This is a genomic window from Enterobacter cloacae complex sp. P47BA (assembly GCF_014930485.1).
In the GTDB taxonomy this organism is placed as follows: domain Bacteria; phylum Pseudomonadota; class Gammaproteobacteria; order Enterobacterales; family Enterobacteriaceae; genus Enterobacter; species Enterobacter bugandensis.
The window spans coordinates 128,796-154,955 of sequence record NZ_JADBRF010000002.1 but is presented as its reverse complement, the minus strand read 5'-3'; the positions used below and the strand labels follow the sequence as shown (position 1 = coordinate 154,955).

General features: G+C 56.4%; 20 protein-coding genes and 2 tRNA genes. 11 read left to right on the top strand and 11 right to left on the bottom strand.

Annotation, left to right across the window (positions count from 1 at the left end; genetic code table 11):
- The first annotated feature begins 152 nt into the window (after nucleotides 1-152).
- The gene (pagP, locus tag IM299_RS04210) at nucleotides 153-728 is read left to right on the top strand and encodes a lipid IV(A) palmitoyltransferase PagP (protein ID WP_048957562.1); all 576 of its coding nucleotides are present in this window, start codon (nucleotides 153-155) and stop codon (nucleotides 726-728) included.
- Here the strand turns inward: pagP and IM299_RS04205 are convergent.
- The 3 genes from IM299_RS04205 to IM299_RS04195 are packed head-to-tail and all read right to left on the bottom strand — an operon-like array spanning nucleotide 725 to nucleotide 5,834.
- Nucleotides 725-1,690, bottom strand: a complete 966-nt coding sequence (locus IM299_RS04205) for an acyltransferase (RefSeq protein WP_045629806.1) — start codon at nucleotides 1,688-1,690, stop codon at nucleotides 725-727. The two genes, pagP and IM299_RS04205, sit on opposite strands and share 4 nt — an antisense overlap.
- Nucleotides 1,687-4,749: an efflux RND transporter permease subunit gene (locus tag IM299_RS04200; RefSeq protein ID WP_047362999.1), complete on the bottom strand. Its 3,063-nt coding sequence runs from the start codon at nucleotides 4,747-4,749 to the stop codon at nucleotides 1,687-1,689. Before IM299_RS04200 ends, IM299_RS04205 begins: the two co-directional genes overlap by 4 nt.
- A complete protein-coding gene (locus tag IM299_RS04195) occupies nucleotides 4,749-5,834 on the bottom strand; it encodes an efflux RND transporter periplasmic adaptor subunit (RefSeq protein ID WP_193357097.1) in 1,086 nt (361 codons plus the stop codon). The genes IM299_RS04200 and IM299_RS04195 overlap by 1 nt, the downstream gene beginning before the upstream one ends.
- 396 nt (nucleotides 5,835-6,230) lie before the next feature.
- Between IM299_RS04195 and IM299_RS04190 the strand changes: the two genes are divergently transcribed.
- From IM299_RS04190 to ldtA, 3 genes are all read left to right on the top strand, one after another.
- The gene (locus IM299_RS04190; RefSeq protein WP_028013745.1) at nucleotides 6,231-6,662 is read left to right on the top strand and encodes a universal stress protein; all 432 of its coding nucleotides are present in this window, start codon (nucleotides 6,231-6,233) and stop codon (nucleotides 6,660-6,662) included.
- A 47-nt stretch (nucleotides 6,663-6,709) separates the two neighbouring features.
- A complete protein-coding gene (locus IM299_RS04185; RefSeq protein WP_193357096.1) occupies nucleotides 6,710-9,403 on the top strand; it encodes a cation-transporting P-type ATPase in 2,694 nt (897 codons plus the stop codon).
- A 61-nt stretch (nucleotides 9,404-9,464) separates the two neighbouring features.
- Nucleotides 9,465-10,361 carry a L,D-transpeptidase gene (ldtA, locus tag IM299_RS04180; RefSeq protein WP_193357095.1) on the top strand — a complete coding sequence of 299 codons (897 nt, stop codon included), beginning with the start codon at nucleotides 9,465-9,467 and terminating at the stop codon, nucleotides 10,359-10,361.
- 145 nt (nucleotides 10,362-10,506) lie between these two features.
- On the opposite strand, the gene IM299_RS04175 is transcribed toward ldtA, so the two are convergent.
- Nucleotides 10,507-10,582: transfer RNA gene (locus tag IM299_RS04175), tRNA-Asn, on the bottom strand.
- A 320-nt stretch (nucleotides 10,583-10,902) separates the two neighbouring features.
- Here IM299_RS04175 and nac point away from each other — a divergent pair.
- From nac to IM299_RS04160, 3 genes are all read left to right on the top strand, one after another.
- Complete coding sequence (nac, locus tag IM299_RS04170; protein WP_028013742.1) at nucleotides 10,903-11,820, top strand: nitrogen assimilation transcriptional regulator NAC; 918 nt, start codon at nucleotides 10,903-10,905, stop codon at nucleotides 11,818-11,820.
- A gap of 96 nt (nucleotides 11,821-11,916) precedes the next feature.
- Entirely contained in the window at nucleotides 11,917-12,867 is a 951-nt protein-coding gene (gene cbl, locus IM299_RS04165; protein WP_063942253.1) for an HTH-type transcriptional regulator Cbl, read from the top strand.
- A gap of 161 nt (nucleotides 12,868-13,028) precedes the next feature.
- Nucleotides 13,029-14,315, top strand: a complete 1,287-nt coding sequence (locus tag IM299_RS04160) for a hypothetical protein (protein ID WP_048957156.1) — start codon at nucleotides 13,029-13,031, stop codon at nucleotides 14,313-14,315.
- A 163-nt stretch (nucleotides 14,316-14,478) separates the two neighbouring features.
- Here the strand turns inward: IM299_RS04160 and IM299_RS04155 are convergent, their stop codons facing one another.
- Nucleotides 14,479-15,399, bottom strand: a complete 921-nt coding sequence (locus IM299_RS04155; RefSeq protein ID WP_193357094.1) for a LysR family transcriptional regulator — start codon at nucleotides 15,397-15,399, stop codon at nucleotides 14,479-14,481.
- Nucleotides 15,400-15,540: 141 nt separating this feature from the next.
- On the opposite strand from IM299_RS04155, the gene IM299_RS04150 reads away from it, so the two are divergent.
- The 4 genes from IM299_RS04150 to IM299_RS04135 all read left to right on the top strand — a co-directional run bounded on the left by IM299_RS04150 (nucleotide 15,541) and on the right by IM299_RS04135 (nucleotide 17,805).
- The gene (locus IM299_RS04150) at nucleotides 15,541-15,930 is read left to right on the top strand and encodes a RidA family protein (RefSeq protein WP_045629800.1); all 390 of its coding nucleotides are present in this window, start codon (nucleotides 15,541-15,543) and stop codon (nucleotides 15,928-15,930) included.
- A gap of 48 nt (nucleotides 15,931-15,978) precedes the next feature.
- Nucleotides 15,979-16,938: a zinc-binding alcohol dehydrogenase family protein gene (locus IM299_RS04145; RefSeq protein WP_193357093.1), complete on the top strand. Its 960-nt coding sequence runs from the start codon at nucleotides 15,979-15,981 to the stop codon at nucleotides 16,936-16,938.
- Between the two features lie 276 nt (nucleotides 16,939-17,214).
- Complete coding sequence (locus tag IM299_RS04140; protein WP_193357092.1) at nucleotides 17,215-17,472, top strand: antitoxin; 258 nt, start codon at nucleotides 17,215-17,217, stop codon at nucleotides 17,470-17,472.
- On the top strand, nucleotides 17,473-17,805 hold the full coding sequence (locus IM299_RS04135; RefSeq protein ID WP_193357091.1) for a type II toxin-antitoxin system PemK/MazF family toxin: 333 nt from the start codon (nucleotides 17,473-17,475) through the stop codon (nucleotides 17,803-17,805).
- A 54-nt stretch (nucleotides 17,806-17,859) separates the two neighbouring features.
- On the opposite strand, the gene IM299_RS04130 is transcribed toward IM299_RS04135, so the two are convergent.
- The 6 genes from IM299_RS04130 to IM299_RS04105 all read right to left on the bottom strand — a co-directional run bounded on the left by IM299_RS04130 (nucleotide 17,860) and on the right by IM299_RS04105 (nucleotide 26,066).
- Nucleotides 17,860-17,935: transfer RNA gene (locus tag IM299_RS04130), tRNA-Asn, on the bottom strand.
- 164 nt (nucleotides 17,936-18,099) lie between these two features.
- Entirely contained in the window at nucleotides 18,100-20,289 is a 2,190-nt protein-coding gene (locus tag IM299_RS04125) for a TonB-dependent siderophore receptor (protein WP_028013734.1), read from the bottom strand.
- A 26-nt stretch (nucleotides 20,290-20,315) separates the two neighbouring features.
- Nucleotides 20,316-21,641, bottom strand: coding sequence for a lysine N(6)-hydroxylase/L-ornithine N(5)-oxygenase family protein (locus IM299_RS04120; RefSeq protein WP_193357090.1), 1,326 nt, complete (start codon nucleotides 21,639-21,641; stop codon nucleotides 20,316-20,318).
- Complete coding sequence (iucC, locus tag IM299_RS04115; protein WP_320701357.1) at nucleotides 21,638-23,380, bottom strand: aerobactin synthase IucC; 1,743 nt, start codon at nucleotides 23,378-23,380, stop codon at nucleotides 21,638-21,640. Before iucC ends, IM299_RS04120 begins: the two co-directional genes overlap by 4 nt.
- A complete protein-coding gene (locus tag IM299_RS04110) occupies nucleotides 23,377-24,324 on the bottom strand; it encodes a GNAT family N-acetyltransferase (RefSeq protein WP_193357089.1) in 948 nt (315 codons plus the stop codon). The genes iucC and IM299_RS04110 overlap by 4 nt, the downstream gene beginning before the upstream one ends.
- A complete protein-coding gene (locus IM299_RS04105) occupies nucleotides 24,324-26,066 on the bottom strand; it encodes an IucA/IucC family siderophore biosynthesis protein (protein ID WP_193357088.1) in 1,743 nt (580 codons plus the stop codon). Before IM299_RS04105 ends, IM299_RS04110 begins: the two co-directional genes overlap by 1 nt.
- Nucleotides 26,067-26,160 lie beyond the last annotated feature (94 nt).

The following is a 26,160-nucleotide window of genomic DNA, read 5'->3' as shown; positions in this document are numbered from 1 at the left end:
CTGAGAAAACGTTTTTATCTTTCCGGAAGGCGCTGAATAAATAAATTTCATCTTCCCCTGCCTCAAGATAAATCAGTCTGTTTGGCTCCGGTTCGTGCTGAATGGATTACAGTAATAGATACCGCTGCGTGACTAAAGCTGAGGGAAAAACGATGCAACGTAACTTTTCGGCATTCTGGATGGTCCTGTTTTTATTCGCCGCACCGCTTCATGCCGAGCCGAAAGTCTATGGCGAACAGCGTATTAGCGGCTGGTTGAATGCGCTGACGGATGATATCTCCCAGACCTGGGAAGAGCCGCAACGTTACGATTTGTACTTGCCGTTTCTGAGCTGGCACGCCCGCTTTATGTACGATAAAGAAAAAACCGACAATTACAACGAAATGCCGTGGGGCGGCGGCCTGGGCGTGTCCCGCTATAACGAAGAGGGCAACTGGAGCGCGCTTTTCGCAATGATGTTCAAGGACTCGCACAACGAATGGCAGCCCGCGATGGGCTATGGCTGGGAGAAGGGCTGGTATCTGGATAATGCCAAAGATTTCCGCCTTGGGCTCGGTGCCGCCGCGGGCATCACGGCGCGAGATGATTTTGCAAACTATGTGCCTCTGCCGTTCATCTTCCCGCTGTTTTCAGCTGGCTATAAGCGCGTTACCGTCCAGTTCACCTATATTCCCGGAACGTATAACAACGGCAACGTGCTCTTTGCCTGGCTGCGCTTAGGCTTTTAAAGGGTGATCACCTTTTTTGCCACGGCGTTAGACAATACCAGCATGGAGAAGAGAACAGAGGTGACGAACGTAAGCACAATCAGCGCCAGCTTCATGCCGAGAGAGGTCACCGGTATCAGCGCCGTCAGCAGATGAAACACCGAGTAGTGCACAATATATACGCCGGTCATCGTTTTGCTGATGGCGGCCAGAATGGACTCCTTTAATTCAGCATTGCGGCGAAAGCGAACGCCGTTCGCCGCAATCACCAGGGCAATAATCAGGATGTAGATCTGCGAGCCGGTGAGAATAAAGGCGTTTCTGTCGGCCTTAAACAGGGCAAAAAAGAAGTGGCGCTCGTAAAACCAGGTGAAGAGATAGATAAACGGGATGGCGACAACCGCCGCCCGGACCACATTTTTGCGGCTTATCCACTCGGCCACTTTTGGGTCGCAGAAGAGCTGCCCGGTCAGATAAAACAGCAGCCATGTCCACAGCCGATACTGCGGCGAAAGCGAAAGGACGTGCGTTTCAGGATAAAGCGCCGATAGCAGATCGTATCCGTAGGAAAAGCACAGCAGAGCAGCAATCGCGCCGCAGAACAGCGATCTCCTCTGGCTAAGCCACTCCACCGCCGGGTGGAAGGTGTAAATCACCACAAAGGCGAACACGAACCAGGGCTGAATTAAATACCCGCGCTGATAAGGCTCCCACAGGTAGTAGATCGTTATCCAGAACAGAAAAACAATCACCAGACTTTTTATTTTACCCAGCTGCCAGCGTGTGCCGTGCCGGGATTGCCCGTCGAGATAGCCCGACACCACAAAAAACAGCGGCGTGGCGATGGTCGAGATAAAGGTTAAAAAGCCCAGGATCCAGTGATAGTCATAGTCATAATGATCCCAGGTATTGTAGATGGTGAAGAAGGTGACCGCCGTCATACAGCCCAGCGTCTTGATAATGTTCAGCCCTGTCGCATTCATTGTTGTTTGGCTTCGTCCTTACGATGGAAACACGCATAGATCACGGGGAGTACCAGTAGCGTCAGGATTGTAGCAAACCCCAGTCCAAACATAATCACAACGGCCATGCTCTGGAAGAAAACATCCAGCAGCAGCGGAGCCAGGCCAAGTACGGTCGTGAACGCGGTGAGCAGGATAGGGCGCAGGCGCGAGGTGGCGGCATAAACGATCGCGCTGTGCTGATCCTTGTGCGTTTTCTGCTGTTCAATCTCTTCCACCAGCACGATGCCGTTGCGGATGAGCATTCCGCTCAGGCTCAGCAGACCAATCAGCGCCATAAAGCCAAAGGGAATGCCGGTAATTAAAAATCCTGGCGTGACGCCAATCAACGCCAGCGGTACGGTTAGCCAGATCGCGACGGCATTTTTTACCGAGCTGAACATCAGCACCGTAATGACAAACATCACCAGATACCCGAGAGGTAGCGTAGTGAACAGCCCTTGCTGCGCTTCGCTGGAGTTTTCCGCGTCGCCCCCCCACTCGATGCTGTAGCCGTGTGGCAGGGGAAGGGCATCCACCTGCGGCTTCACGCGGGCGAGAATATCACCGGAGGTTTGCTGGCTCAGCGGGTCCGGATCCGTCTGAACCGTCAGTACCCGCGAGCGGTCGCGTCGAAGGATGAGCGGATCTTCCCACTCCAGCGTGAAGCTGCTGACGACGTTACTCAGCGGGATATACTGCTGCCGCGCATGGCTCCACACCAGCACGTTGTTCAGGTGGCTGGCGTCCAGCCTTTCGCTTTCCGGAGGCCTCACCACCACGGGCAGCAGGTCACTGCCTTCCCGATACAACCCCGCCCGGCTGCCGGAGAAATTCATCTCCAGCGCGTTGTCGACGTCCTGCTTATCCACGCCAAGCTCGCGTCCCAGCGCGGCGACGTACTGCGGACGGATCACTTTGCTGCGGTTTTGCCAGTCGTTTCGGACGCTCCCCGTGGCCGGGTCGCGCGCCAGGATATCGTCCACCTGGCTGGCAATCAGACGCAGCCTGTCAGGATCCGGGCCTTTAATGCGCACTTCAATGGCGCTGTCGCCGGAGGGCCCAAACATCACCCGTTTCGTACTGGCGTTGACCTGCGGGTAGTTACGCGCGATGTACTCATCCACGTAGCGCGTCAGCGCGGAGATGCTGCGCTGGTCATCCATACGCACCATGATCTGCGCGTAGTTGCTGTACTGCCGCTGTCCGCTGTAGGTCAGAATAAAGCGCATACTCCCCTGACCAATGGTCGAGACGGTGGTTTCCACGCCGGGCCGTCCCTTGATGGTTTTCTCAATGTCGCCGGTCATTTTCTCGGTCCATTTGATATCTGTCCCGTAAGGTAACCAGAGGTCGACAAAGAAAATCGGCGTATTGGACGACGGGAAAAAGTTTTGCCGCACCGCGCCAAACCCCCAGACAGACGCGGCCAGCAGGGCGGCCATCACTACCAGCGTCGGCGCTTTATGGTGCAGCAGTGCGTTCAGCAGGTGCTGGTAAAGGCGGTAGAGACGTTTGTCGTAAGGATCTGACTCGTCAGTAGTGTCCGGTGCGCTGTCGTTTTTAAACAACCACCACTTAATCAGCACCGGGGTGAGGGTGAGCGCCGAGAACCAGCTCAGCATCAGGGAAATCAGCAGCACCTGGAACAGAGATTTACAGTATTCCCCGGTGGAATCCTGCGATAGCCCGATAGGAGCAAACGCAAGGATGGCGATCACCGTCGCCCCCAGCAGCGGCAGGGCGGAGCGGCGGATGATGTTGTTTACGGCGGTTAACAGCGGGGAGCCCTGCTGCCGGGCAATCAACACCCCTTCGACAATCACGATGGCGTTATCCACCAGCATGCTGAGGGCGATAATCAGCGCCCCGAGCGAGATGCGCTGTAGCTCAATGCCACACAGATACATAATCAGCAGCGTGCCCAGCACGTTAAGGGCGAGAGAAACCGCGATGATGATCCCGCTGCGTACCCCCATAAAGATCAGCAGCACGCCGATGACAATCGCCAGCGCCATCAGGAAGTTAATAATAAAACCGTTAACAGAATGACCCACTTCGGCTGCCTGATCGTAAAACAGATCTATCTGTATGCCTGCCGGTTTTTCCGCCGACATCTGGTTTAGCTTCGCCTCCAGCGCGTGGCCCACGTCGATCACGTTCACGCCGGGAATAAACGAGACGCCCATGGTAACGGCTTTTTTGCCGTTGGCATGGTAGATACTGGCGGGCGATTCGTTCAGCCCGCGCGACAGCGTGGCGATATCCCGCAGGCGCGTCGCCGCCCCGGTGCCGGAAGGCGTGATGATGAGATCCGCCAGTTCATCAAGATTCTCGAACTCACCGGTGGGGTGCAGACGAATGGATTCGCTGCCCGAGGTGATTTCTCCGGCGCTGGAAACGACGTTGAGCCTGCTGAGCAGGGCGGAAAGTTGGTTCAGCGTAATGCCGCGCGCGGCCATTTTAGTCAGGGAAATATCGATGTTGACCTGTTGGCTAATGGCCCCGCCGATGGCGACCTTCGCGACGCCGGGAACCAGAATCAACGCGCGGCGCAGCTGCTCTGCATATCTCACCAGTTCAGGATTACTGAATTCATCCCCGGAAATGGCGAAGAAGAAGCCGAACACGTCGCCGAAATCGTCATTCACAAAGGGCGTGACGACGCCGGGCGGGAACTGACGCGAGGCATCGCCTACGCGGCGGCGCAGCTCATCCCAAATCTGCGGTAGTTCATTCGAGTGATAGCGTGAAGCGATGTTAACGGTGATTTGCGACAGCCCGTTTGAAGAGATGGAGCTCACGTTGTCCAGATAAGGCAGCTGCTGAAGGGCATTCTCCAGCGGCAGCGTCACCTCTTCTTCAACCTGCTGAGCGGATGCGCCGGGGTAGTGGGTGACCACCACTGCGGTTTTGATGGTAAAGGCGGGATCTTCCAGCCTGCCGATATTCAACAGGGCGAAAATCCCCCCCATGCCCAGCAGCAGAATCGTTAGCCATACGCGAACCGGGTTATTAATAAATTGACGAGTGATATCCATTACAGTCCCCGCTCACGCGTCCAGATACGCACCGGCTGGTTAGCATGGAGCTCTCCCACGCCTGCGGCCACCACGCGCTCGCCCGCCTTAAGCCCGCTGGTGATCGTCACGCCTTCGGTTATCACTTGCCCCACGCTGACCTTGCGGTCTTCAAGATGGAGCGTGTTGCCTTCTCCCGCCACAACCCAGACGTGCGGCTCATTGCGTGGGCTGTTGTCCGGGTTAAAGACGGCCTCAACCGGTACAACCAGCGCCTGAGCGCCCGCGCCAGCCGGGAGGTTGGTTAAATTGATGGTCACCGTACCGCTTACGCCACCGACGGCGGGAAAATCCTCTGGTCGCGGCATGGTCAGTATTACCTGCCAGGTCAGGGTATTACTGTCGCTGCTGCCCGAGTGCTCTTTGTAGACGGCGGTAAATTCCCGATCCGGAATAGCGTTAATTCTCACTACCGGACGATACTGCGCGTTGCGGATATCAAAGGTCTTAAACAGGTTTTCAGGGATGCTGAACACCACGTCAAGCAGATCGGTGCGGGTTAACGTCGCGATGGGCTGACCAGCAGACACCACCTGATGGTTTCGGACATGTACGCTGGCCGCCGTCCCGCTGAAGGGGGCGACGAGCGTCATCTGATTCAACTCTTCTCGGGCAATCTGCAGCGCCGCATTCGCCGAATCGCGGTTTGCACGCTGCACGTCCATTTCGGCTTTCGAAATCGCCTGGCGGCCCGCCAGCGTCTGGAAGCGATCGAACTGCCTCTGGGCCAGCGTCGCCGCCGTCTGCCTGTCGTTAACCCGCTGCTGGGCTTCACGAGAGTTCAATCTTGCAAGCTGTTGGCCCTGCTTGATGGCTGCGCCCTGACGCACATCGAGCGCTTCAATTTGACCAGCGCGCTTGAAGGAAAGGTCTGTGGCATCGCCCGATTCAATGCGGGCGGGAAAAACGCGCTGCTGGGCATGACCGGGAACCGTCACCTCCGCCACTTTAACCATTCTGGGCAGGGGGGAGGCTTGTTCAGGTTTTGGATCGCACGCCGTGAGCGTTAACAAAACGAACGGTAAAAGAGAGAGGTAGCGGTTCACTGTATTCCCCTAATAAATAACTGTTTTATTTATTCCATAACCTGGACAGGGGTGACACTATTCTGCCAGAACAGTGACGACCATATAGGTAAATAAACCAATCGCCGTGCTGGCGATAATGGCAAGCGCAATAAACATACCCAGTCGGATCAGGCTTATGCCATACATACATTCCTCCATGAGCCGGAAGCGGTAACTCACTATGAGCATAGTCGGCGAAAAGATAAATGTTAAATAACCATTAGCAGCGGGGACGCGCTAAACCTGAAATTCCTGTGCTACGTTTAATATTATTCATCTCTTTTACCGTAACTGGCATTAAGGGCAACCCCCTGCATTTAATGCGTTTTTTTTGCTTCATTCACTCTCATGTTGGTTATAAAAAGGATGCTCGATATGTATAAAAACATTCTCGTTCCGGTGGATGTCTATGAGACAAGCCTGGCGGATAAAGCGTTGCAGCATGCACAGTTTCTGGCGCAAAGCGCATTGGGTGACATTCATTTGCTGCACGTCATGCCAAAATTTTCAGCCGAGCTGACGCGTGGTTTTATTTCAGATGCGCGAAAGATGGATGAATATATGATTAATAATTCAAAAGAAAAACTGTCTGACCTGGTCAAAAAATTGAATTTGCCAGAAGAGCGCGTTCACCTCCATGTTCGCAGCGGAAATGTTCGTGATGAGGTTATTAAGCTGGCAGATGAACTTGCTGCTGGCGCGATTATCGTCGGCTCCCGCAATCCAAATATTCAAACCCATTTGTTAGGATCGGAGGCGGCAAGTATTGTCCGTTACGCCCATGTTCCTGTTTTCGTTATTCGTTAATTTCATGAAAGCAAGGTGATTTCTGAATAGAACCTGAGGAAGTAACAATGAAAACAGGAAAACCTGAACGTCCGTATTATCAACAAACCGTTGATGAAACCCTGTCGAATATCCACTCCACTCTGGAAGGACTTAGCGGCACTGAGGCATCAGCCCGACTTCAGCAGCATGGTGAGAATGCGTTACCGCAAAAAAAGGGCAAACCCGCCTGGCTGCGCTTCCTGGCGCATTTTAACGATGTACTGATTTACGTTCTGCTGGTGGCCGCGTTGCTTAAGCTCTTTATGGGCCACTGGGTAGACATGTTTGTGATCCTTGGGGTTGCCATCATTAACGCGCTGATCGGCCATATCCAGGAGAGCAATGCTGAAAAATCGTTGCAGAGTATTCGCAATATGCTCTCCAGCGAAGCCGTGGTGGTACGACAGGGGAATCATGAAACGATCCCCACTACGGCGCTGGTCCCGGGCGATATCGTGGTGATCCGCGCCGGGGATCGTATCCCTGCGGACCTGCGCGTGATTGAGGCGCATAACCTTCGCGTGGAGGAGGCCATCCTGACTGGCGAATCCACCGTTGTTGAGAAAAACAGCGATGCGTTAAGCGGGGAACTGCCCTTAGGCGATCGCTATAATCTGCTCTACTCAGGCACCACCGTCAGCTCCGGCGGCGGTAAAGGCGTGGTGGTGGCCACCGGGGGGGAGACCGAGCTTGGCCACATCAACCAGATGATGTCCGACATTGAAAAGCACCGCACGCCGCTGATGGTGCAGATGGACAAGCTCGGTAAGACCATCTTCATCACTATCCTGGTGATGATGTTAGCGCTGTTCGTCTTTAGCCTCCTGTTCCGGGATATGCCGGTTTCTGAACTGGTGCTGTCGCTTATCAGCCTCGCCGTTGCCGCCGTGCCGGAAGGCCTGCCGGCCATCATTTCCATCATCCTTTCGCTTGGCGTACAGGCCATGGCGCGTCGCAAGGCCATTATTCGCAAGTTGCCCACGGTGGAAACCCTGGGCGCAATGACGGTCATCTGCTCGGATAAAACCGGCACCCTGACGATGAATGAAATGACGGTCAAAGCGGTAATTACCGCTGACACGACCTATCGCGTGGAGGGCGACAGCTACGAACCGGTGGGGAATATTCACCCCGTAGATGACCCGACGCCCGTCAGCGTGACGCAGGGTTCCCTGCTGGAACGCTACCTGCGCACCATTGACCTCTGCAATGACAGCCAGCTGATCAAAGACGAGCAGGGGCTGTGGAAAATCACCGGAGGACCAACCGAGGGTGCCCTGAAGGTGCTGGCGGCGAAAATCCCGCTCCCACCGCTTGATACGGAAATGCGCAGTAAAATCCCGTTTGATTCGCAGTATAAATACATGTCCACGCTCTACCGACTGGGTGAAGAAGAGGCGATTTTAATCACCGGCGCGCCGGACGTCCTGTTCCGCCTCTGCCAGCACCAGCAGACGAATGACGGACTGCAGCCGTTCAATCAACCTTACTGGGAAGGGAAGATTGAAGAGTATGCCCGGGAAGGGCTGCGCATGGTGGCGGCGGCCTGGAAACCTGCCCGCGAGGGACAGCGCGATCTGGATCACCCGGACCTCCATGATGGCGTGATCCTGCTGGGTATTGCAGGAATGATGGATCCGCCGCGTCCGGAGGCCATTACCGCGATTGCCGACTGTCTGCAGGCCGGGATTCGCGTGAAAATGATCACCGGCGACCACCCGCAAACGGCCATGAGCATTGGGCAAATGCTGGGGATTGGTAACGCCGCAAGCGCAATCACCGGACGTGAGCTGGAGGCGATGGATGACCGTCAGCTGAGCGACGCCGCGCAGCAGTACGATATTTTCGCCCGAACCAGCCCGGAGGATAAATTCCGCCTCGTGCAGGCCCTGCAAAGTAAACAGGAAGTGGTGGGCATGACCGGGGATGGCGTAAACGATGCCCCGGCGCTCAAGCGGGCGGATGTGGGTATCGCCATGGGGATTAAGGGGACTGAGGTCACCAAGGAAGCCGCCGACATGGTGTTAACGGATGACAATTTTGCCACCATTGCCAGTGCGGTCCACGAGGGAAGGCGGGTTTACGATAACCTGAAAAAAACGATTCTGTTCGTTATCCCGAGCAACATCGCGCAGGCCCTGCTGATCATCATCGCGCTGCTGGCGGGGAACCTGATTCCGCTGACGCCGGTCCTGATCCTGTGGATGAACATGGCGACGTCGGCAACCCTGTCGTTTGGCCTGGCGTTTGAAGCGGGTGAGAAGGACATCATGAACCGGCCACCGCGCAAGGCGAATCTGCATGTGATGGACGGCTACGCCATCTGGCGCGTGGTGTTTGTCGGTCTGATGATTGCCATTAGCGCCTTCGTGCTGGAAGCCTGGCTACAGCCGCGCGGCTACTCGGCGGAATTCATCCGCACCGTGCTGCTGCAAACCCTGGTGACCGCGCAGTGGTTCTACATGCTCAACTGTCGCGTTAATGACGGCTTCTCGCTGAGCAAAGGTCTGCTGGCGAATAAAGGGATTTGGATCGTGAGCGGCGTACTGCTTGCGCTACAGCTTCTTATCATTTACGCCCCGTTCATGCAGATGCTGTTTGGCACCGAAGCGCTGCCGTTCCGCTACTGGGTCATTACCTTCCTGATTGGTTTTGTGATGTTCCTTATTGTCGAGGCGGAAAAAGTGCTGACGCGCAGATGGCGTAAAATCGAAGCGTAATAGCGTAAACTGAGAAAGCCTGCCTGAGTCCAGGCTTTCTCTTTTGTGAGCACAGGAAATTATGATGCGACTTACCTGGTTCGTCCTTACGCTGTGTGCCGCTGTTCCCAGTACGTTTGCCGTAACCTATACCCTGCCGTCGGAAGGCAGTCGGCTGGTGGGAACCCCGATTACCATCACCGTTCCCGAGCGCAATACGTTACCGCTTGAGGCCTTTGCTGCACAGCACGGGCTTGGGCTCAGCAATATGCTGGAAGCGAACCCGGGCGTTGATCCTTTTTTGCCCAAATCCGGCACCCGGCTGGTCATTCCTCAGCAGCTGATTTTACCCGACACCGTGCGCGAGGGGATTGTCGTTAACGTGGCGGAAATGCGTCTCTACTATTATCCGCCGGGCAGCAATACCGTTGAAGTATTGCCTATCGGCATTGGTCAGGCCGGTCGCGAAACCCCGCGTAACTGGGTCACGGCGGTTGAGCGCAAGCAGGAGGGCCCCACCTGGTCACCTACGCCGAACACGCGTCGTGCCTATGCGGCAGAGGGGAAAACGCTGCCCGACTTCGTGCCCGCCGGGCCGGATAACCCGATGGGGCTGTATGCGATATATATCGGCAGGCTATATGCCATACACGGCACAAACTCCAATTTCGGCATTGGGCTGCGGGTGAGCCAGGGCTGTATTCGTCTGCGTAACAACGACATTAAATATCTTTTCGATAATGTCCCCGTGGGCACCCGCGTGCAGCTTATCGATCGGCCCGTTAAGGTGACCACGGAGCCGGACGGCAGCCGCTGGGTGGAGGTTCACGAACCGCTGTCGCGTAACCGGGCGGAATTTGAATCGAGCCGGAAAGTGCCTCTGCCCATCTCCGCCGCACAGCAGACACAGTTGATAAACGAGGGGGCGGGCGCTGAACTGGAACGGCGGTCGGGGATGCCGGTTAAAATCGGCATGTGAGGGCATAGTGCGGGCTGGTGCCCTCACCCCAACCCTCTCCCACGGGAGAGGGGGAACACACTAAAAACGGCAACCTAGTTGCCGTTTTGCATTTACCTTGCGCAGAAAAGCAAAAAGCCTGCTTTAAAAGCAGGCTTTTCAAATTTGGCTCCTCTGACTGGACTCGAACCAGTGACATACGGATTAACAGTCCGCCGTTCTACCGACTGAACTACAGAGGAATCGTGTGAACGGGGCGCATATTATCGACCTGCGTTCGCCTTGTCAAAGGGTGGATCAACGCCTTTTGATCGTTTGCTGACAAAATCGGCAAAATGATGTTTTTGACAGCGGAATGCACCGTAATGGTGCGGATATACCTCTAATGGGGCAGATCGTAAACTGCTGTTTCAGTAATAAATCACCCCTCCATGATTAGGTTTCCTTATTTTCAGGCGGTTAGCGAACAATTCAGACCGCACGGTAAAAGTGGCATTCATATTGCAAAACCTGTTCAACAACGACAGCCGGTTCCGGCAATGCATTTCGAACAGGGGGCAAAATGAACTTAAGACGACTGAAATACTTCGTAAAAATCGTCGATATCGGCAGCCTGACTCAAGCGGCAGAAGTGCTGCACATCGCGCAGCCTGCGCTGAGCCAGCAGGTGGCTACTCTGGAAGGCGAGATGGATCAGCAGTTACTGATCCGCACCAAACGCGGCGTCACGCCAACGGAAGCAGGCAAGATCCTGTATACCCATGCCCGCACTATCCTGCGTCAGTGTGAACAGGCGCAGCTGGCGGTGAACAACGTGGGCCAGACCCTGAGCGGGCACGTTTCTATCGGGCTGGCGCCGGGAACGGCGGCGTCCTCTATCACCATGCCGCTTCTGCAGGCCGTGCGCGCCGAGCTGCCGGAAGTGCTGGTCTATCTGCATGAAAACAGTGGTTCTGTACTGAATGACAAGCTGCTCAACGGCCAGCTGGACATGGCGGTCCTTTACGATCGCTCCCCGGTTGCCGGGATCACCAGCCAGCCGCTGCTCAAGGAAGATCTCTACCTCGTGGGCACCCGCGACTGTCCGGGCCAGAGCGTCGATCTTACCGCCGTGGCAGAGATGAACCTCTATCTGCCGCGCGACTACAGCGCCGTGCGCGTGCGCGTGGACGAAGCGTTCTCCCTGCGCCGCCTGACGGCCAAAATCATCGGCGAAATCGACTCAATCTCCACGCTGACCGCAGCCATTGCCAGCGGAATGGGCGTCACCGTACTGCCGGAATCCGCCGCGCGCTCGCTGTGCGGTGCGGCAAACGGCTGGATGGCGCGGATCACCACGCCTTCGATGAGCCTGCCGCTGTCGCTGAACATGTCCGCTCGTGGCTCGCTGTCGCCTCAGGCGCAGGCGGTAAAAGAGATTTTAATGTCGCTGGTCAGCAAGCCGTCGCTTGAGAACCGTGAGCTCCAGCTCGTGAGCTGATATTCCATAAAAGCATAAGATGCTGGTTTTTATTATTTGTTCTGCAGCTCGGCTGACTCTAACAATAGAGCTATGTCAGATGCGCCGGAGTGAATCGTGAATTTCCAGCAACTTAAAATTATCCGCGAGGCGGCCAGGCGGGACTACAACCTGACCGAGGTCGCCAATATGCTTTATACCTCTCAGTCCGGCGTCAGCCGCCATATCCGCGAGCTGGAAGAGGAGCTGGGCATAGAGATTTTTATCCGCCGCGGCAAGCGGCTGCTCGGCATGACGGAGCCGGGTAAAGCGTTGCTCGCCATCGCTGAGCGGATCCTCAACGAGGCCAGCAACGTGCGTCGCCTGGCGGATCTCTTCACCAACGATGCCTCGGGCGTGCTCACCATCGCCACCACCCACACCCAGGCGCGCTACAGCCTGCCGCCGGTGATTAAAGCCTTCCGCGAACTTTTCCCTGACGTCCGTCTGGAGCTTATCCAGGGCACGCCGCAGGAAATTGAAGTGCTGCTGCAAAACGGTGGGGCAGATATCGGCATTGCCAGCGAGCGGTTGAGCAACGACCCGCTGCTGGTGGCCTTCCCCTGGTTCCGCTGGTACCACAGCCTGTTGCTCCCGCTCGATCATCCGTTGAATCAGGTTTCACCACTGACGCTGGAAGCGATCGCGAAATGGCCGCTGATTACGTATCGCCAGGGCATAACCGGACGCTCGCGCATAGACGAGGCCTTCAACCGTAAAGGATTAACGCCGGACATCGTGCTGAGCGCGCAGGATTCTGACGTGATTAAAACCTACGTCGAGCTGGGTCTGGGCATTGGCCTGGTGGCGGAACAGTCCAGCGGCGAACGCGAAGACGGGAACCTGGTGCGTCTTGACACGCGTCATCTGTTTGACGCCAACACCGTATGGCTGGGCCTGAAGCGCGGGCAGCTGCAGCGCAACTATGTGTGGCGCTTTATCGAGCTGTGCAATGCCGGGCTGTCGGTGGACGAGATCAAACGCCAGGTCATGGAGCCGGAAGAAGTGGCGATTGATTATCAGATTTAATAATCCAGCTTAGACAAGCAGTCTGTTATCGTTTATGCCCGGTGCGTTAGTATCGCGGCATAAATTTTATGAAGTATGCATGCAGGAATAAATACTGAATATTGATAGCAAAAGCTTAGGCGTGTTAAAAATGGAGGCTAGGTCGATGCCGGGAGGGCACAATGGCAAATGTTATTCATGATTTTATTTATGATATCTGCCACTCAGGAAATCTTGAGGCAGCTGTTCAACAATATGCACTCTATTACCACTATCTTGACGATTATACCTTCATTTTTGCAGCGGAGAAAGGTGCGACTCCGGGCTTATCGGTTAACAGGAACTTCAGCAGTGGTTCTGCCGTGCGTAGCTTATTCAAAACGCCGCATGTGTTTATTCTTACACCAGACATATTCAGAGAAATGTTTATCTCTGGTAACCGCGTTACATTTCCCATCGACTATTCTATCTCGCTCGATACGCAGGTATTAAGTTATCTTAAGCCTTTCTTTGAAGGGCAAAGATCGCGACTTCCCGATGATTTTGAAGAAATTTTTGACTTCATCGCCAGAGAGGAAGTCAATGTTGATCCTTTGCTGTATGAACTCGAAAATCTTTGTAATTTTAGCGATCTCAATAAACAGGAAAAAATCTTCGAACGCATTCGAGCTTATGAGATGTTACGCAACCTGGATGTTGCGGCTTGGCAGCAGCATAGGCAGTTAAAATTTAATGTGTCTGAACAGGAAATTATAGCTAAAACGCAGCAATATATGGCACGTAAAAATTATGAGTTTATAAATAAGTCGCTAATGGAAGAGCTGGCTCGTGACTATAATCGCTTATATGTATATGTGTTAAAAATGTGCGCGATTCACCTGCGGAACCCAAAAACAAGTGCTAAGCAGGTGCAGGAAAAATTACTCGAACTGCTAGAATTTACTCACAATGAAGCCCATTTCTTTGGCATTAGAGAGATTTTGCTCGCTAAGCGTTTTTTTGAAAATGGTTCTAAGGAAGCCTTTTTTCACAAAGTGAACCGTAATACGGCGGGATTTTGGGAGTACGTTAGAGGTATGGCCTGGGATCTTCGCCATCAGCGCTTTCTCGAATTTGTTATTACCTTAAATATTGATAAAAAAGCGGCATTCTTTTTTCCCGCAATCTTAACCTGTGATAAAAAATTCATTGAAGTTCTGGATGCTCATAGCGTCAAAGTCATCGTTTTTAATAACAAAACTAAAGAAATTCTTCCATTTTATGATGTTGATTTTATTGAAGAGATAGCGTCATGCGGTGAGCGAGTCAAAGAACGATTAACTTTGCTCTCTACCGAAGAATACCAGTTACAACGTCGCCAGTATCAGGAAGGGCCAGACTACCTTCAATCGTTGGTTAAAACACTCGAAGCCGAACTTGAGGGCATTTGCGGTATTGCCTGTGAAAAGAATCCGCTTGGTAACTATTAGTGAGTCACAGATGCAAAAAGCCGGCTTCAAAAGCAGGCTTTTCAAAAATGGCTCCTCTGATGGGTTCGACTTTGCCAGTAACAAACAAACAAATAAATATTTCCCTTTCTGTCAAAACCGCCTGAATGACCACCAATCGGCGGTGATGAGCGAATAGATGTAGTCACTTAATGGTAGAAGTAGGGACATGCTGCTGCATCAACTCAACAATCCAGTCAATAAAAACGCGCAGTTTAGCGTTGACATGGCGGTTAGGCGGGAATGCCAGGTACAGGGGCATTGGAGCGATACGCCAGCGTTCAAATAGCGGAATCAAGGCACCGCGAGCCTGATGTGCTGCCGCCATATAAACCGGCAGCGCAATCACGCCCAATCCCGCTAGCCCAGCTTCGAGGTAAGCATTGCCATCATCCACAGCAAGCACATAGTTGCCCGTAATTTCAATACGTTCACTCTCACCGTGCAGCACCAGAGGATCAATCTTACCGGTGCGTGAGGACAAGAATCCCACGATGCGATGGTACGTGTTTTCCAGCTCTCGCGGATGCGCGGGGGCGCCGAGGCGTTCCACATAACTCGGTGCAACGTAAACACCGATTTGCAAATCGCCAACATGGCGTGCGATCAGTGACTGGTCATTGATTTCGCCACCCCGCAGGACGCAATCCACGTTGTCGCCGATCAGATCCACCACCCGGTCACTTACGCCCATGTCAAAGTGGATATCAGGGTAGCGCGCGTGAAAAGCCGGTAGCGCGGGCACCAGCACAAGGCGGGCGAGAGGAGTGGGCACATCCACCCTTAGGCGTCCCCTGGGCGTCATCGCCGCACTGGACAGGCTGTTTTCTGCATCTTCCATGTCCGCCAGCAGGCGGATAACGCGCTCGTAGTAGACCGCGCCATCGGGAGTGACGCCGAGCCTGCGGGTGGTGCGATGGAGCAGCTTGACGCGCAGGCGCGCTTCCAGCTGCTGAATAAGCTGCGTCACCGTGGTTTTGCTCATATGGAGCGTTTGGGCAGCCTTTGTGAAGCTGCCTGCCTCCACCACGCGAGCAAAGGCGCGCATCGCATCAAAACGATCCATCCCATGTCCTCTCTTTTCACCGATTGTTTGGATATTACAAACAATGATGGACAAAGTCGCCTGTTTATCCCTCTGCTTCAGCAGCTGTAAAGTCTCTTTACGTTCACCGGGCAGAGTTCGCCCCATTACAAAGGTACAAATATGACAACACGCGAAGCCGTTTTTCCCTTCGGGCGCCAGGCGCTCTATGAGCGCAATCGCTATTCACCCGCCATCAAATCTGATGGCTTCTTGTTTGTTTCGGGGCAGGTGGGTAGCCGGGAAGATGGTTCGCCTGAAGAGGATATAAAAGCGCAGATCCGTCTGGCGTTTGATAACCTTAATGCTGTTCTCACGGCTGCGGGCTGCACGTTCGATGACGTGGTTGACGTTACCCTTTTTGTTGTCGATCCCGAGTCAAACCTCGACGCTATCTGGAGTGTCCTGCCAGAATACTGGGGGGAAGCACCTTACCCAACCTTGACCGGGATCGGCGTGACGTGGCTGTACGGATTCCAGTTTGAGATAAAAGTGATTGCCAGGCTACCCTGAGCGTTACGGATCTTTCCGACGGTCAAAAGGCAAGTCAGAGGAAAATTTATGAAGGCAGCGGTTTATGACGTGGAAGGCGCTCCCGGCGTCCTGCAGTATGTCGATGTTCCGGATCCGGTCGCAGGGCCTGACGATGTGCTGATTTCTGTCGAGGCTATCTCGATTGAAGGGGGAGATCTGATCAACCGACGTTCAACTCCGCCGCCTTTTCCTTCATGGATCGTTGGCTACGCGGCCGCGGGGACGGTGGTTGCCGTCGGGTCGAAAGTTCGTAGCCGCAAGGTTGGAGACAGAGTGACTGCTTTTAGCATGCAGGGATCGCATGCGGAACGTTGGGCTGTGCCTGCGGAACGAACCTTGCTTATACCAGACGGAGTGGATGCAGCAGAAGCGGCGGTGGTACCGATCTCCTTTGGAACAGCATATCACTGCCTCTTCACACGAGGCATGCTCCGGCACGGAGAAACCGTTCTGATTCAGGCAGCAGCGGGTGGCGTGGGGCTCGCGGCCGTTCAGCTTGCCTCACAAGCTGGCGCGACGGTCATCGCCGTGGCAAGCGGAACGCAGCGAAAAAACCGGTTGCTGGAACTGGGGGCCGATCATGTTGTGGATCGTGTAGAGAATAACGTCGTGGAGAGTGTCCGACAGGTCACTCGTGGCACCGGTGTTAACCTCGTCATCGATCCGGTAGGGACGACGTTGCCTGCGTCGCTTTCTGCACTCGCGCCGGAAGGGCGTCTCGTTTTCGTCGGTAATGCGGGCGGTGGCAGCCTGACAGCCGACTTATGGCCGGCAATGCAGTCTAACCAGACGCTCATGGGGGTATTCATGGGCCCCCTTTTTGAAAGGCCCGAGGTTCGGGCAAGCGTAGACGAGATGTTGCAGGCTGTAGCGGCAGGGCGCATCAGGGTTGTCATTGACCGCATCTTCCCCCTGGCTGACGCCGCCGCGGCCCATGAATACGCCGAGACAGCGAAACCGCTTGGCCGCATCGTTATGAAGCCATGAGGGGGTTGACCTTAGCATGGCCCCCACAATGCTCCCGATGCGGAAGCCGCCTCGCATTTCGTTTATCCGATCCGCCATAATTCTTTTAACCGTAAAAACAGTTTTTTATTATCAGCCTTCTTAGTGACGCAATTCGTTCCCACCAGCGCTGCCCTTCGATGGATAACGGCTCTCTGCCCACTTAATTACGAAAAGGAAATCACCATGAATCTGATGAATAATTGCGCACCTCCTGGCATGAATGTTATATTAAAATATAATATCAGGAGGTGCGCTATGTATAAAACTCGCCTGAAAAAGGTCGGCGGATCCATCATGTTGGCGGTTCCTCCCGCCGTGTTGAAAACGCTGGAGCTGTCGATGGACAGCGAAGTCGGCATGACCATCAGCAATGGCTGCCTGATCATTGAACCCCAAAAACGGCCTCATTATTCGCTTGAGGAGCTGCTGGCGCAGTGCGATCCGCACGCTGAAATGAGTGAAGAGGATCGGGAATGGATTGATGCGCCTGCGGTGGGCAAGGAGATCCTGTAAATGGACAGAGGGGAAATCTGGCTTGTTTCACTGGATCCGATTGCTGGCCATGAGCAAAGCGGAAAACGTCCGGTTCTCGTCGTGTCGAAGGCATCGTTTAACAAGCTGACCCGGCTACCGGTAGTGGTTCCCGTCACCAGCGGCGGTAACTTTGCTCGCACGGCAGGTTTCACCGTTTCACTGGAAGGGGCGGGGACAAAAACAACAGGCGTTATTCGCTGTGACCAGCCCAGAACCATTGATATGGCTGCCCGGAACGGCATGCGGCTGGAACGCATACCTGACGCCTTTGTAAATGAGGTACTTGCCAGGTTGGATGCGATTCTGAATTAACATCAGAGACGCAGAAAAGCAAAAAGCCTGCTTTAAAAGCAGGCTTTTCAAATTTGGCTCCTCTGACTGGACTCGAACCAGTGACATACGGATTAACAGTCCGCCGTTCTACCGACTGAACTACAGAGGAATCGTGTGAACGAGGCGCATATTATCGACCTCGGTACGCCTTGTCAAAGGGTGAAAACGCGCTTTTTGTTCGTTTGCCGACTATTTCAGCAAATCGCTGATTTTATAGCAAATTTGCGTTGAAATTACACAACGAAATGCGCCGCCCGCAGGCGGCGCGAAGGATCAGAACAGTACGGAGTAGTTCAGACCAAACGTACGTCCGCGGCCTTTATAGGTGTACAGGCCCGGTGCACCGTAGGTTGGGCTATACAGCCCCGGCGCGCGCTGGCCCCAGGCGGTGGTGTAGTCTTTGTCCAGCAGGTTTTCCACGCTGAAGCTGACTTTCCCCACCGGCAGGGCGTAGCTGCCCAGGAAATCGACCGTGTTATAGCCATCGATCTTCTTGCCGTCAGCGTCAGAGACGTCAAAGGTCTGCGTGCTCTGCACGCGCAGGGTCCAGTCGCCCGGCGCCCAGTTCACCCATGCGCTGGCTTTCGACGGGCTGGCGCTGTCGACCGTCAGCTTCTCCCACTTCCCGTTTTCGCGGGTTTCAGACTTGATGGCGTTAAAGTTCGCGCCGGTGCTCCAGTCGCTGTCGGTGAAGAAATAGTCCACCTGGCCTTCAATCCCGTAGATACGACGCTTGTCGTCTTCCAGGTTGATGGTCATATCCGTCTTGTTGATGGTGATGGTTTTATCCGAGAGCGAGTAATACGCCGCGACCTGCGTGCGCAGGTTGTCGCCGGTGAAGCGCCAGCCCAGCTCGTAGGCGTTGACCTTGATGCCGTCCAGCGTTGAGTCGTTGACGTTCACGCTGTTCAGCAGGCGATAGTGGCCGTTGCTGAGTTGGTAGGTGCCGGAGCCGTAGTACTTCGCCAGATCAGGAATTTCAAAGCCCTGGGAGAAGTTAAACCACAGCTGTTGCTGTTCGGTCAGACGACCGAGGATCCCGGCGTTAAACAGGAAGTTGTTGTAATCGGTTTTCCCGCCCGGCACCGCGTCGGCGGAGGTGGCTTTACCGGTGGCGATGGCTTGCTGCTGGGCGTAGCCAACAAAATCATCCACCTTGTTTTCGGTGTACTGGTAGCGCACGCCGCCGCTCAGGGTGATGGCGTCAATGTCATAGCTCGCCTGCAGGAACGGAGCGAGATTGGTGATGCTGTAGCCCGGATAACGGCCCACGTTGTAGGCGTTGTCCAGCTCCATGCCGCCGCTCGCCGCCGCTTTGCTCAGGTCAAAGAACTGCTGGTTGGCATCGAACGTTTCGTGGTCGGCATCGACACCCCAGGTCAGCGTCAAATCGTCCACCGGCTTGCTGTTCAGCGTCAGCTTGCCGCCGTAAAAATCGGTTTTCTGCTGCGACGCGCCGATGCTGCTCACCACGCCTTTGGTCAGGGTCGGGAACGGGTAGTAGGTCAGGCTCTCGTCACGGTAGTAAATCTGCGCGACCAGATCCTGGCCCCAGAAATCAGTATTGGAGTACTGCAGGTTAATCAGATGGCGCTCGGTGCCCGGCACGCGGTCAGAGTCGAGATTATCCTTATTGTACGCGGTGGCATCGCCCGTTACCGCCGAGAAGTTCTTCCCGAGATACAGCCCATGCTTGCCGTCGGATTCGCTCTTGTAGTACTGGGTAGTGAGCTGCAACTGCTGGTGATCGTCGATGTTGAGAGTGCCTGTTCCCATCACATCAATACGGTCGGAATACTGTAGGCCGGTCTGGGTGTTGTCGATGATCACCTCGTCGCCGTTGCCGTCATACCAGCCGCCGTAGCGCTGATACGACACCGACAGACGACCGGAGGCGTTGTCGTTGCCGCCGCTGACCGCAGCCGACACGTTCTCATCGTGGTCATTGTGGCTGTTAAACCCGCTTTTTGCTCCGGTCTGGAACTCAACTTCGGTCTCCGGCTGGCCCTTTTTGGTGACGATGTTCACCAGGCCGCCGGTGCTGCCGCCGCCGTACAGTGACGTGGCGCCGGAGATGACTTCGATACGGTCAATGTTGAACGGGTCGATGGAGTCGAGCTGGCGGCTGTCGCTGCGGGACGAGTTCAGGCGCACGCCGTCCACCATCACCATCATGGAGCGGCCGCGCAGGTTCATGCCGTAATTGGTACGCCCCTGGCTGCTGACGTCCATACCCGGGATCAGCTGCGCCAGCACTTCTTTAATCTCTTTCCCGCCCTGAACCTGCTGCTCGATCTCAGAGCGTTCAATGACCCAGGTGGTCTGCGCCATCTCGGCCACGCTGCGGTGCGCGCGGCTGGCAGAGACCACGATATTTTCTTCCTTTTGTTCTTCCGCCCACGCAGAGGTAGAAAGCATTGCAAGCAAGCAAGGATTTAAAACCCAAAGATGAGAACGTTTCATTGTTATGTTGATCCTGAATGTGTGTGTCAGTACTCGGTCGTTTTTGCTAAAGATTTAAAAACCTGGCTACTCTCCGGGCTGGCGGTGCTTCGCCAGTGGATAACGCCAGGGGTGGTCGCCAGTTCAAACGGCTCGTCATCGTGAGCGCGATTCAGAATTCGCGCCGCGCGCCAGGCCATCAGGCTGAGCTGGGGTTCGGCAATGCCGAGACGATGCATCCCGGCATTCACGGCAAACAGGCGATTGCTCTGCGGACCGTCCCATTCGAGAGTGAAATCGTTGTTAATGCAGAACGCTTCGTCCGCATCCAGATGCAGGCGGTGAGACAGCGGCGCGAGGAACGCGGGCTGCACGGCGCGGTAGCCGGTGGCGAAAATCACCACGTCGCTCTCCAGCTGCTCGTGGCCGCCGTCGAGGTGATGCTGAATGCTCAGGCGATGTCCGGTTTCCTGACGCGTCAGGGCAGTCACCGAGCGGGACGGCATCAGGTGCGCCCAGGGTTTTTCACGCAGCACTTCGAAGCGGTGGTACATGGCGCGGTAAATCGCCAGCAGGGACTCGGTGGTGATGCCGTCGGAGGTCATCTTCTGCTCGTGCAGCATCTGACGACGCGCCTCTTCACCGAGCGTGGAGAAGCTGTCCACATACTCCGGCGTGAAATACTCGTTAGCAAAGGCGGCTTCATCCAGCGCGTTGTAGTTGTTGCGGCGCGAGACCCAGTTCAGGCTCAGCGGCTGGCCCCATTCGCCACGGAAAATATTCAGGAACAGGTCGGCGCCGCTCTGTCCGCCGCCGACAACGGTGACGCGCTTGCCGGCGAGATCCGGCGTGCGCAGCATCATCTCGCTGGCGTGGAAGCAGGTTTCGTCCTGCGCCGTGACGCAGTCAGGCAGGTTGATCTGTTTGCCAATACCCACGCAGACGTGGCGCGCGAGGAAGCGGTCGCGCTGGGTCACCACCTCAAACAGGCCGCGTTGCTCATCAAAGCTCACCTGCTGAACCTGCTGGCTGAAGGCGAGGTTGGTGAGGTTATCCGCCGCCCAGCACAGGTAGTCCGCAAACTCTTCGCGGGAAACCGTGCGCTGCTCGGTGGTCAGGAAGCGGTAGAACTTTTTGCGCTGCACCAAATAGTTCAGGAAGCTGTGGCGGTTGGTCGGCTCCACGGCGCTGACCAGATCCTTCAGGAAGCTGGTCTGCATGTGGCAGTCCGGCACCATCATGCCCGGGTGCCACGAGAAGTGCGGTTTACGCTCAAGGAACAGCGAGCTAAAGCCGTCCAGACCTTCTGCGAGGGCGGCGACGCTGAGGTTAAACGGGCCAATACCAATGCCGATGAAATCATAGGTTTTCATTGCGCGGACTCCCGGGAGGCCAGAAAAAGAGGGTTATCAAGATCGGTAACGTAGTTCGGCAGCATGCGGCTGCCGCCGTCGTGTTCGGAGAAGGTCAGTTTGACCGGGTTGAGGATCACGCGAATAATCTGCGGCTTAAACAGATCGAATTTCGCAAAGCGCTCCGCAAGCTCCGGGTGCGCGGCCATATAGCGGTGCAGCACCCCGGCGAGGATCTGATAGAAACGCGTTTCACTGACGCCGCTTTGCAGCGTGAGGCGCGAAATAAAGCGCAGCACCGTCACAAAGTTGCCGGTCTGCAGGTCGTGAATGATGTAATCCGCGCTCAGGCGCGCCGTCACCGCTTTTACCTGCTCCGGCAGGCTCTGCGCCTGCGGGAAATCCTCGTCCACCAGGCGCATATCGCCCTGGAAATCCTTCAGCAGGATGCGCTGCGGGACGTAGTCCTTCATCACCAGCGTCACGTTCTGGCCGTGGGCAATCAGCGCCACGCCGTAGCGGCAGAGCAGGTGGTAGAACGGGATCACCGTTGCCTCGAACAGCTTTTCCAGCCACGCGTCGACGCTTAACCCCGAGCGTTTAATCCACGCGTCGATCAGCGGGCGCCCGGCGTTGTCGGTTTCCATTAGCGCCGCCATCAGCACCGCCTGTTCGCCGTCCTGCAGATAGCAGGATGGGTTCTCGCGCCAGATCACGCCCAGCATCTCCTGGTAGCGGTAGGGCGCTTTCGGCAGCGCCGCGTAGCCCGGATGCGACAGATACCCGGCGGCGGGTTCGCCCAGCACCTGCGCGCCAGAGCGGATCAGCGTGGCGTCAGCGGCGAACTGCTGCTGCAGCCAGCGCGAGGCCAGAGGACCGGCGGCAATGTACTTGCCCGGAATGCCGCGATAGCAGGAGGTGTTGTAGATGGTCAGCGGCAGCTTGATGTCATACGGCGCGCGACGGCTGGCGTTGGTGAGCGTGCGCAGGGACTGCTGGGCCAGGTACTCATCGCCAAACTCGCCCAGCTCAACCATTTCACCGCGCGCCAGTTGAGCAAGGAAATGAATGGCAATTTTTTGCTGCCACTGCCACGGGTGCAGCGGCACGGGCAGCCAGCCGTCATCGAGAGCCAGCGTCTGCCAATGGGCGTCAAAGCGGGCGCGCTCGGCGTTGTTCATGGCGCTTGCCAGCAGAGCGTTGATATCGCAATCGGCGTCGCTGCTCCAGACCAGATGCTCCCGCTGAACGGCGACCCAGTGCAGACGAAAACGCCCGCGATACTCAGGCGCGTACTGACGCAGCGCGTCCAGCCCCCAGCCGCGGCGACCCTTGTTGAAAATAAACTTCGGATGACCGCTCATCAGACACTGTAATTCGTCCGGGTCGAGCTGGATCAGCGCGTCCGCGTCCAGCGCTTCACGCGCCTGCAGCAGCTGCATGTCGCCGCGCAGCGTGGCGTAGAGATCTTCCATGTGCTCCGCCGTTTGCGCATCGCTCATCTCCAGCACCGTCGCCAGCTGCAGCAGCGCGCTCTCCGCTTCCACGGCGGCGCCGCTGGCGGCGATCAGGCTGTCCGGGTCGATATGCAGCCAGCCCCAGATCCCGCGCGTGGCGCGAAACTGCCAGCACTCGTTGCCCATGGCGATGCGCCAGCCGTCCGATGAAACGGGCTCAGCGCGCAGGGTGCGTTCGTATTCCAGCTCCGCGAGGATCTTCGCCACCATCTCGCGGTTCACTTTCTGCCAGAGCGCGTTCACAGGCCCACCTCATTGAAGAAGCGGTGACGCTGGCTCATGATGAGGCGCGAGCGCTTGTGCGGGAAGTCGAACTCTTTCGCCGTGTCGAAACCGGCGGAGGCCAGATGGCGGAACAGGCGCTGGTTGTCGAAGCGCGGCTCGGCCACGATGCGCGCGGTGCGCGGTTCATCGAGATACAGATAGTGGCTCAGGCCGCGCAGCCAGCTGCGGATATACTGCGCGCCGCGCCAGTTTTCTTCGCCCACCAGCATGTGCAGCCCGCGGTCAAACGGCTGCCAGCGGTAGTGGCGGCCAATGCGGTCTTCTGCCGCCCAGTAGAGTTCAAAATAGCCAAACGGCTGGTCGTCGAAGCAGCCGATAACCGGGTAGCAGTAGGTCGAGTCAAGCTGGCGGCGCAGGTAGTTTTCCTGCTCGGCCTGCGGGCCCGCCATCTCCCAGAAGGCGTTCACGCGCGGGTTATTCATCCATTGAGTGAAACGCTCGCCGTCCAGCGCCACGTCCGCCACGCGGAAGCTCAAAGTGCGCTTGATTTGCGGATCGTAACGGCGATACACCTCGCCCTGCGGGCGACGAGGACGCAGCGGGAAGTACAGCTGGCGGCTCTCATCAAACTGCATCCCGCCGCTTGCCTGCGGACGTTCGCCTTGCAGCCACAGCGGCAGCTGCCAGAAGGTTTCTCGCGCCAGATAATCCCCGTGGGCCTGGCTAAACAGCGCCTGCGCCTGGGGTTCATCCTGCCAGTCCGCCCACGGCAGGGTAATGCCGGTCAGGGCGGGCGCGGCAACAAACAGCTGATCGAGGGCTTCCACCAGCCAGCCGGCCGGGATCCCGGTCAGGCGCTCCAGCACCGCGCTGCCGTCAAGACCCAGCGTCAGCGGCAGGTTTTGTTCCGTTGCGGTGCAGCGAAAGCCGTAGCCGGAATGGACGATATTCGCGATGGCCATCACGCCTTCTCCTTGTAAAACGGGTTGTTAAAGTCGAAATAGATCACCGCCGGATCGACGATGGTGTTCTCATTGCGATCGTGCAGGTAGCAGAAGAAGTTGCCTTTGCAGTTCCAGGTCGGGCTGTCGAGCACGTAGTCGAGGCAGCGGGTCTGCTTCGCCGTCGTGCGCAGCCCGGCCAGCGCGTCACGCACGCGGGACATCAGGTGCTCTTCGCTGTCGAAACCGGCGGCGGCGAGAGCGGCGGTGACCGCAAGGGTGGAGTTCAGCAGCAGGTAATAAGGGAAGTAGCGCAGCAGCTGGCTTTCACCGAAGCGGTTTTCCACGTCGGTTTCGCCCGCCTCTTTCAGCCACGCGTCGGCCCCTTCGGTCCAGGCGCTGCCCTGGCAGTCGCGGTAGATCAGCCCGACGGGGAAATCCTGCTGCATCTCAACGAGGATATTTTGCTGGTGTGCCAGCAGCACCAGACCGTAGTCCGCCTCGGCGCTGAACAGCGGAAGCAACACGCGGTCGCAGTAGGCGTCCAGCCAGCAGCGGGCGGCCTGGGCGAGCGGTAAATCCAGACGCTGGCTAAGACGGCGCACCGCTGCGGCCAGCAGGCTGTCACCGCCGTCAGGCGCGGCCTGGGTCAGGCTGACCAGCACGTTGGTCTGGGTGTCTGGCGTATCGAACAGCAGGTTAACGCGCAGGGCCATCAGGCTCTCTTCCTGAACGACGCCGCTTTCATCACGCAGTCCCGCCCAGCCGTCTTCCTGCATCACGCGCATGGTCGGGTAGCGGGCCTGTAAATCTTGCCAGCGTTCTGTTTTCGCCAGCCGCGCCAGGCGCATACCGCGCTTAACCTCTTTGACCGACAGCGTGCGCACGGAGTTGGTCAGGCGCACGCTGAGGGAGAATTTAATCATGTCGCTGTTGGTTTCGCTGTACAACGAGCGTGAGGAGCTGGTGGGCAGCCACTGTGCGCCCGCTTCACCCAGGTCCTGTAATGAACCGTTTGCCGCCAGACGCTGACACCAGTCCTGCTCCAGCAGATAGTCGGCCTGCCACGGATGCATCGGCAGCAGCCAGCGGGTGTCGGTGAAGTGGCCGAGCAGATCGGGCGCGCTCTGGGCGGCGAAGCGCAGCAGACGCTCGCGCAGAGAGACGTTCAGGCTGTCGCCGGCAACGAGCGTGCTCTCAACGGCAAACCAGCGCAGCGGGAAGCGGGAGCCGAAATCCGGCAGATACCGGCGCGCCTCGGTTTCGTTGAACGGCTCGTGGGATTTTGGCGCTGGGTGAAACGCGTGGCCCACCAGCAGCGCCTGTTCCGCTTCGGCAAACGTCAGCGGCTTGTCTCGCAGCGTTGCCCAGCCGTGGCGCAAATCAATCGCCTGCCAGGTATGGGTATGGCTTTCCAGCGCGCGCTGTTTAAAACGCGTCAGCGTATCGGCATCCAGTGAGCCTTTTACTGAGGGTTTTTCAATAATTAAATCAATCAGTTGAGTGAAGGTGACGGCGTCACCACTGTCGCTATCGCTCTGAATAAGCGTTGCCGGGAAACGGTACTGATGGTGCTGGGTTGGGGAGAAATAGCGTACCGGAACCCGAAGGGCCTGGGAGGAAGAGAGTGGAATATGAATGTGCGCTAACTCATCCGCTGCAGCTGCGGGGAGATAGCGCCAGTCCTTCGTTTCGCGTAACAGGGCGTTTAAAAAACACTGGGCTGCAACGTCTGTACCGGCAGAGCGGGGCAGAGCACGCATAGATGTACCTCATTCCATGACTGATAATAATTCTCGTTATGATATTCATTCTGTTTACAGTCGCAACTATTTTTGCAATATTTGTTTTCATTAA

Excerpts from the sequence above, each read along its gene's own strand:
- IM299_RS04155 (WP_193357094.1), bottom strand. The coding sequence starts at position 15,399 with ATGGATCGTTTTGATGCGATGCGCGCCTTTGCTCGCGTGGTGGAGGCA.
- IM299_RS04105 (WP_193357088.1), bottom strand. The coding sequence starts at position 26,066 with ATGCGTGCTCTGCCCCGCTCTGCCGGTACAGACGTTGCAGCCCAGTGT.
- ldtA (WP_193357095.1), top strand. The coding sequence starts at position 9,465 with ATGATGCGACTTACCTGGTTCGTCCTTACGCTGTGTGCCGCTGTTCCC.
- IM299_RS04160 (WP_048957156.1), top strand. The coding sequence starts at position 13,029 with ATGGCAAATGTTATTCATGATTTTATTTATGATATCTGCCACTCAGGA.
- IM299_RS04185 (WP_193357096.1), top strand. The coding sequence starts at position 6,710 with ATGAAAACAGGAAAACCTGAACGTCCGTATTATCAACAAACCGTTGAT.
- IM299_RS04140 (WP_193357092.1), top strand. The coding sequence starts at position 17,215 with ATGTATAAAACTCGCCTGAAAAAGGTCGGCGGATCCATCATGTTGGCG.
- IM299_RS04150 (WP_045629800.1), top strand. The coding sequence starts at position 15,541 with ATGACAACACGCGAAGCCGTTTTTCCCTTCGGGCGCCAGGCGCTCTAT.
- IM299_RS04205 (WP_045629806.1), bottom strand. The coding sequence starts at position 1,690 with ATGAATGCGACAGGGCTGAACATTATCAAGACGCTGGGCTGTATGACG.
- pagP (WP_048957562.1), top strand. The coding sequence starts at position 153 with ATGCAACGTAACTTTTCGGCATTCTGGATGGTCCTGTTTTTATTCGCC.
- IM299_RS04135 (WP_193357091.1), top strand. The coding sequence starts at position 17,473 with ATGGACAGAGGGGAAATCTGGCTTGTTTCACTGGATCCGATTGCTGGC.
- IM299_RS04120 (WP_193357090.1), bottom strand. The coding sequence starts at position 21,641 with ATGAAAACCTATGATTTCATCGGCATTGGTATTGGCCCGTTTAACCTC.
- IM299_RS04110 (WP_193357089.1), bottom strand. The coding sequence starts at position 24,324 with ATGGCCATCGCGAATATCGTCCATTCCGGCTACGGCTTTCGCTGCACC.
- IM299_RS04145 (WP_193357093.1), top strand. The coding sequence starts at position 15,979 with ATGAAGGCAGCGGTTTATGACGTGGAAGGCGCTCCCGGCGTCCTGCAG.
- IM299_RS04190 (WP_028013745.1), top strand. The coding sequence starts at position 6,231 with ATGTATAAAAACATTCTCGTTCCGGTGGATGTCTATGAGACAAGCCTG.
- nac (WP_028013742.1), top strand. The coding sequence starts at position 10,903 with ATGAACTTAAGACGACTGAAATACTTCGTAAAAATCGTCGATATCGGC.
- IM299_RS04200 (WP_047362999.1), bottom strand. The coding sequence starts at position 4,749 with ATGGATATCACTCGTCAATTTATTAATAACCCGGTTCGCGTATGGCTA.
- IM299_RS04125 (WP_028013734.1), bottom strand. The coding sequence starts at position 20,289 with ATGAAACGTTCTCATCTTTGGGTTTTAAATCCTTGCTTGCTTGCAATG.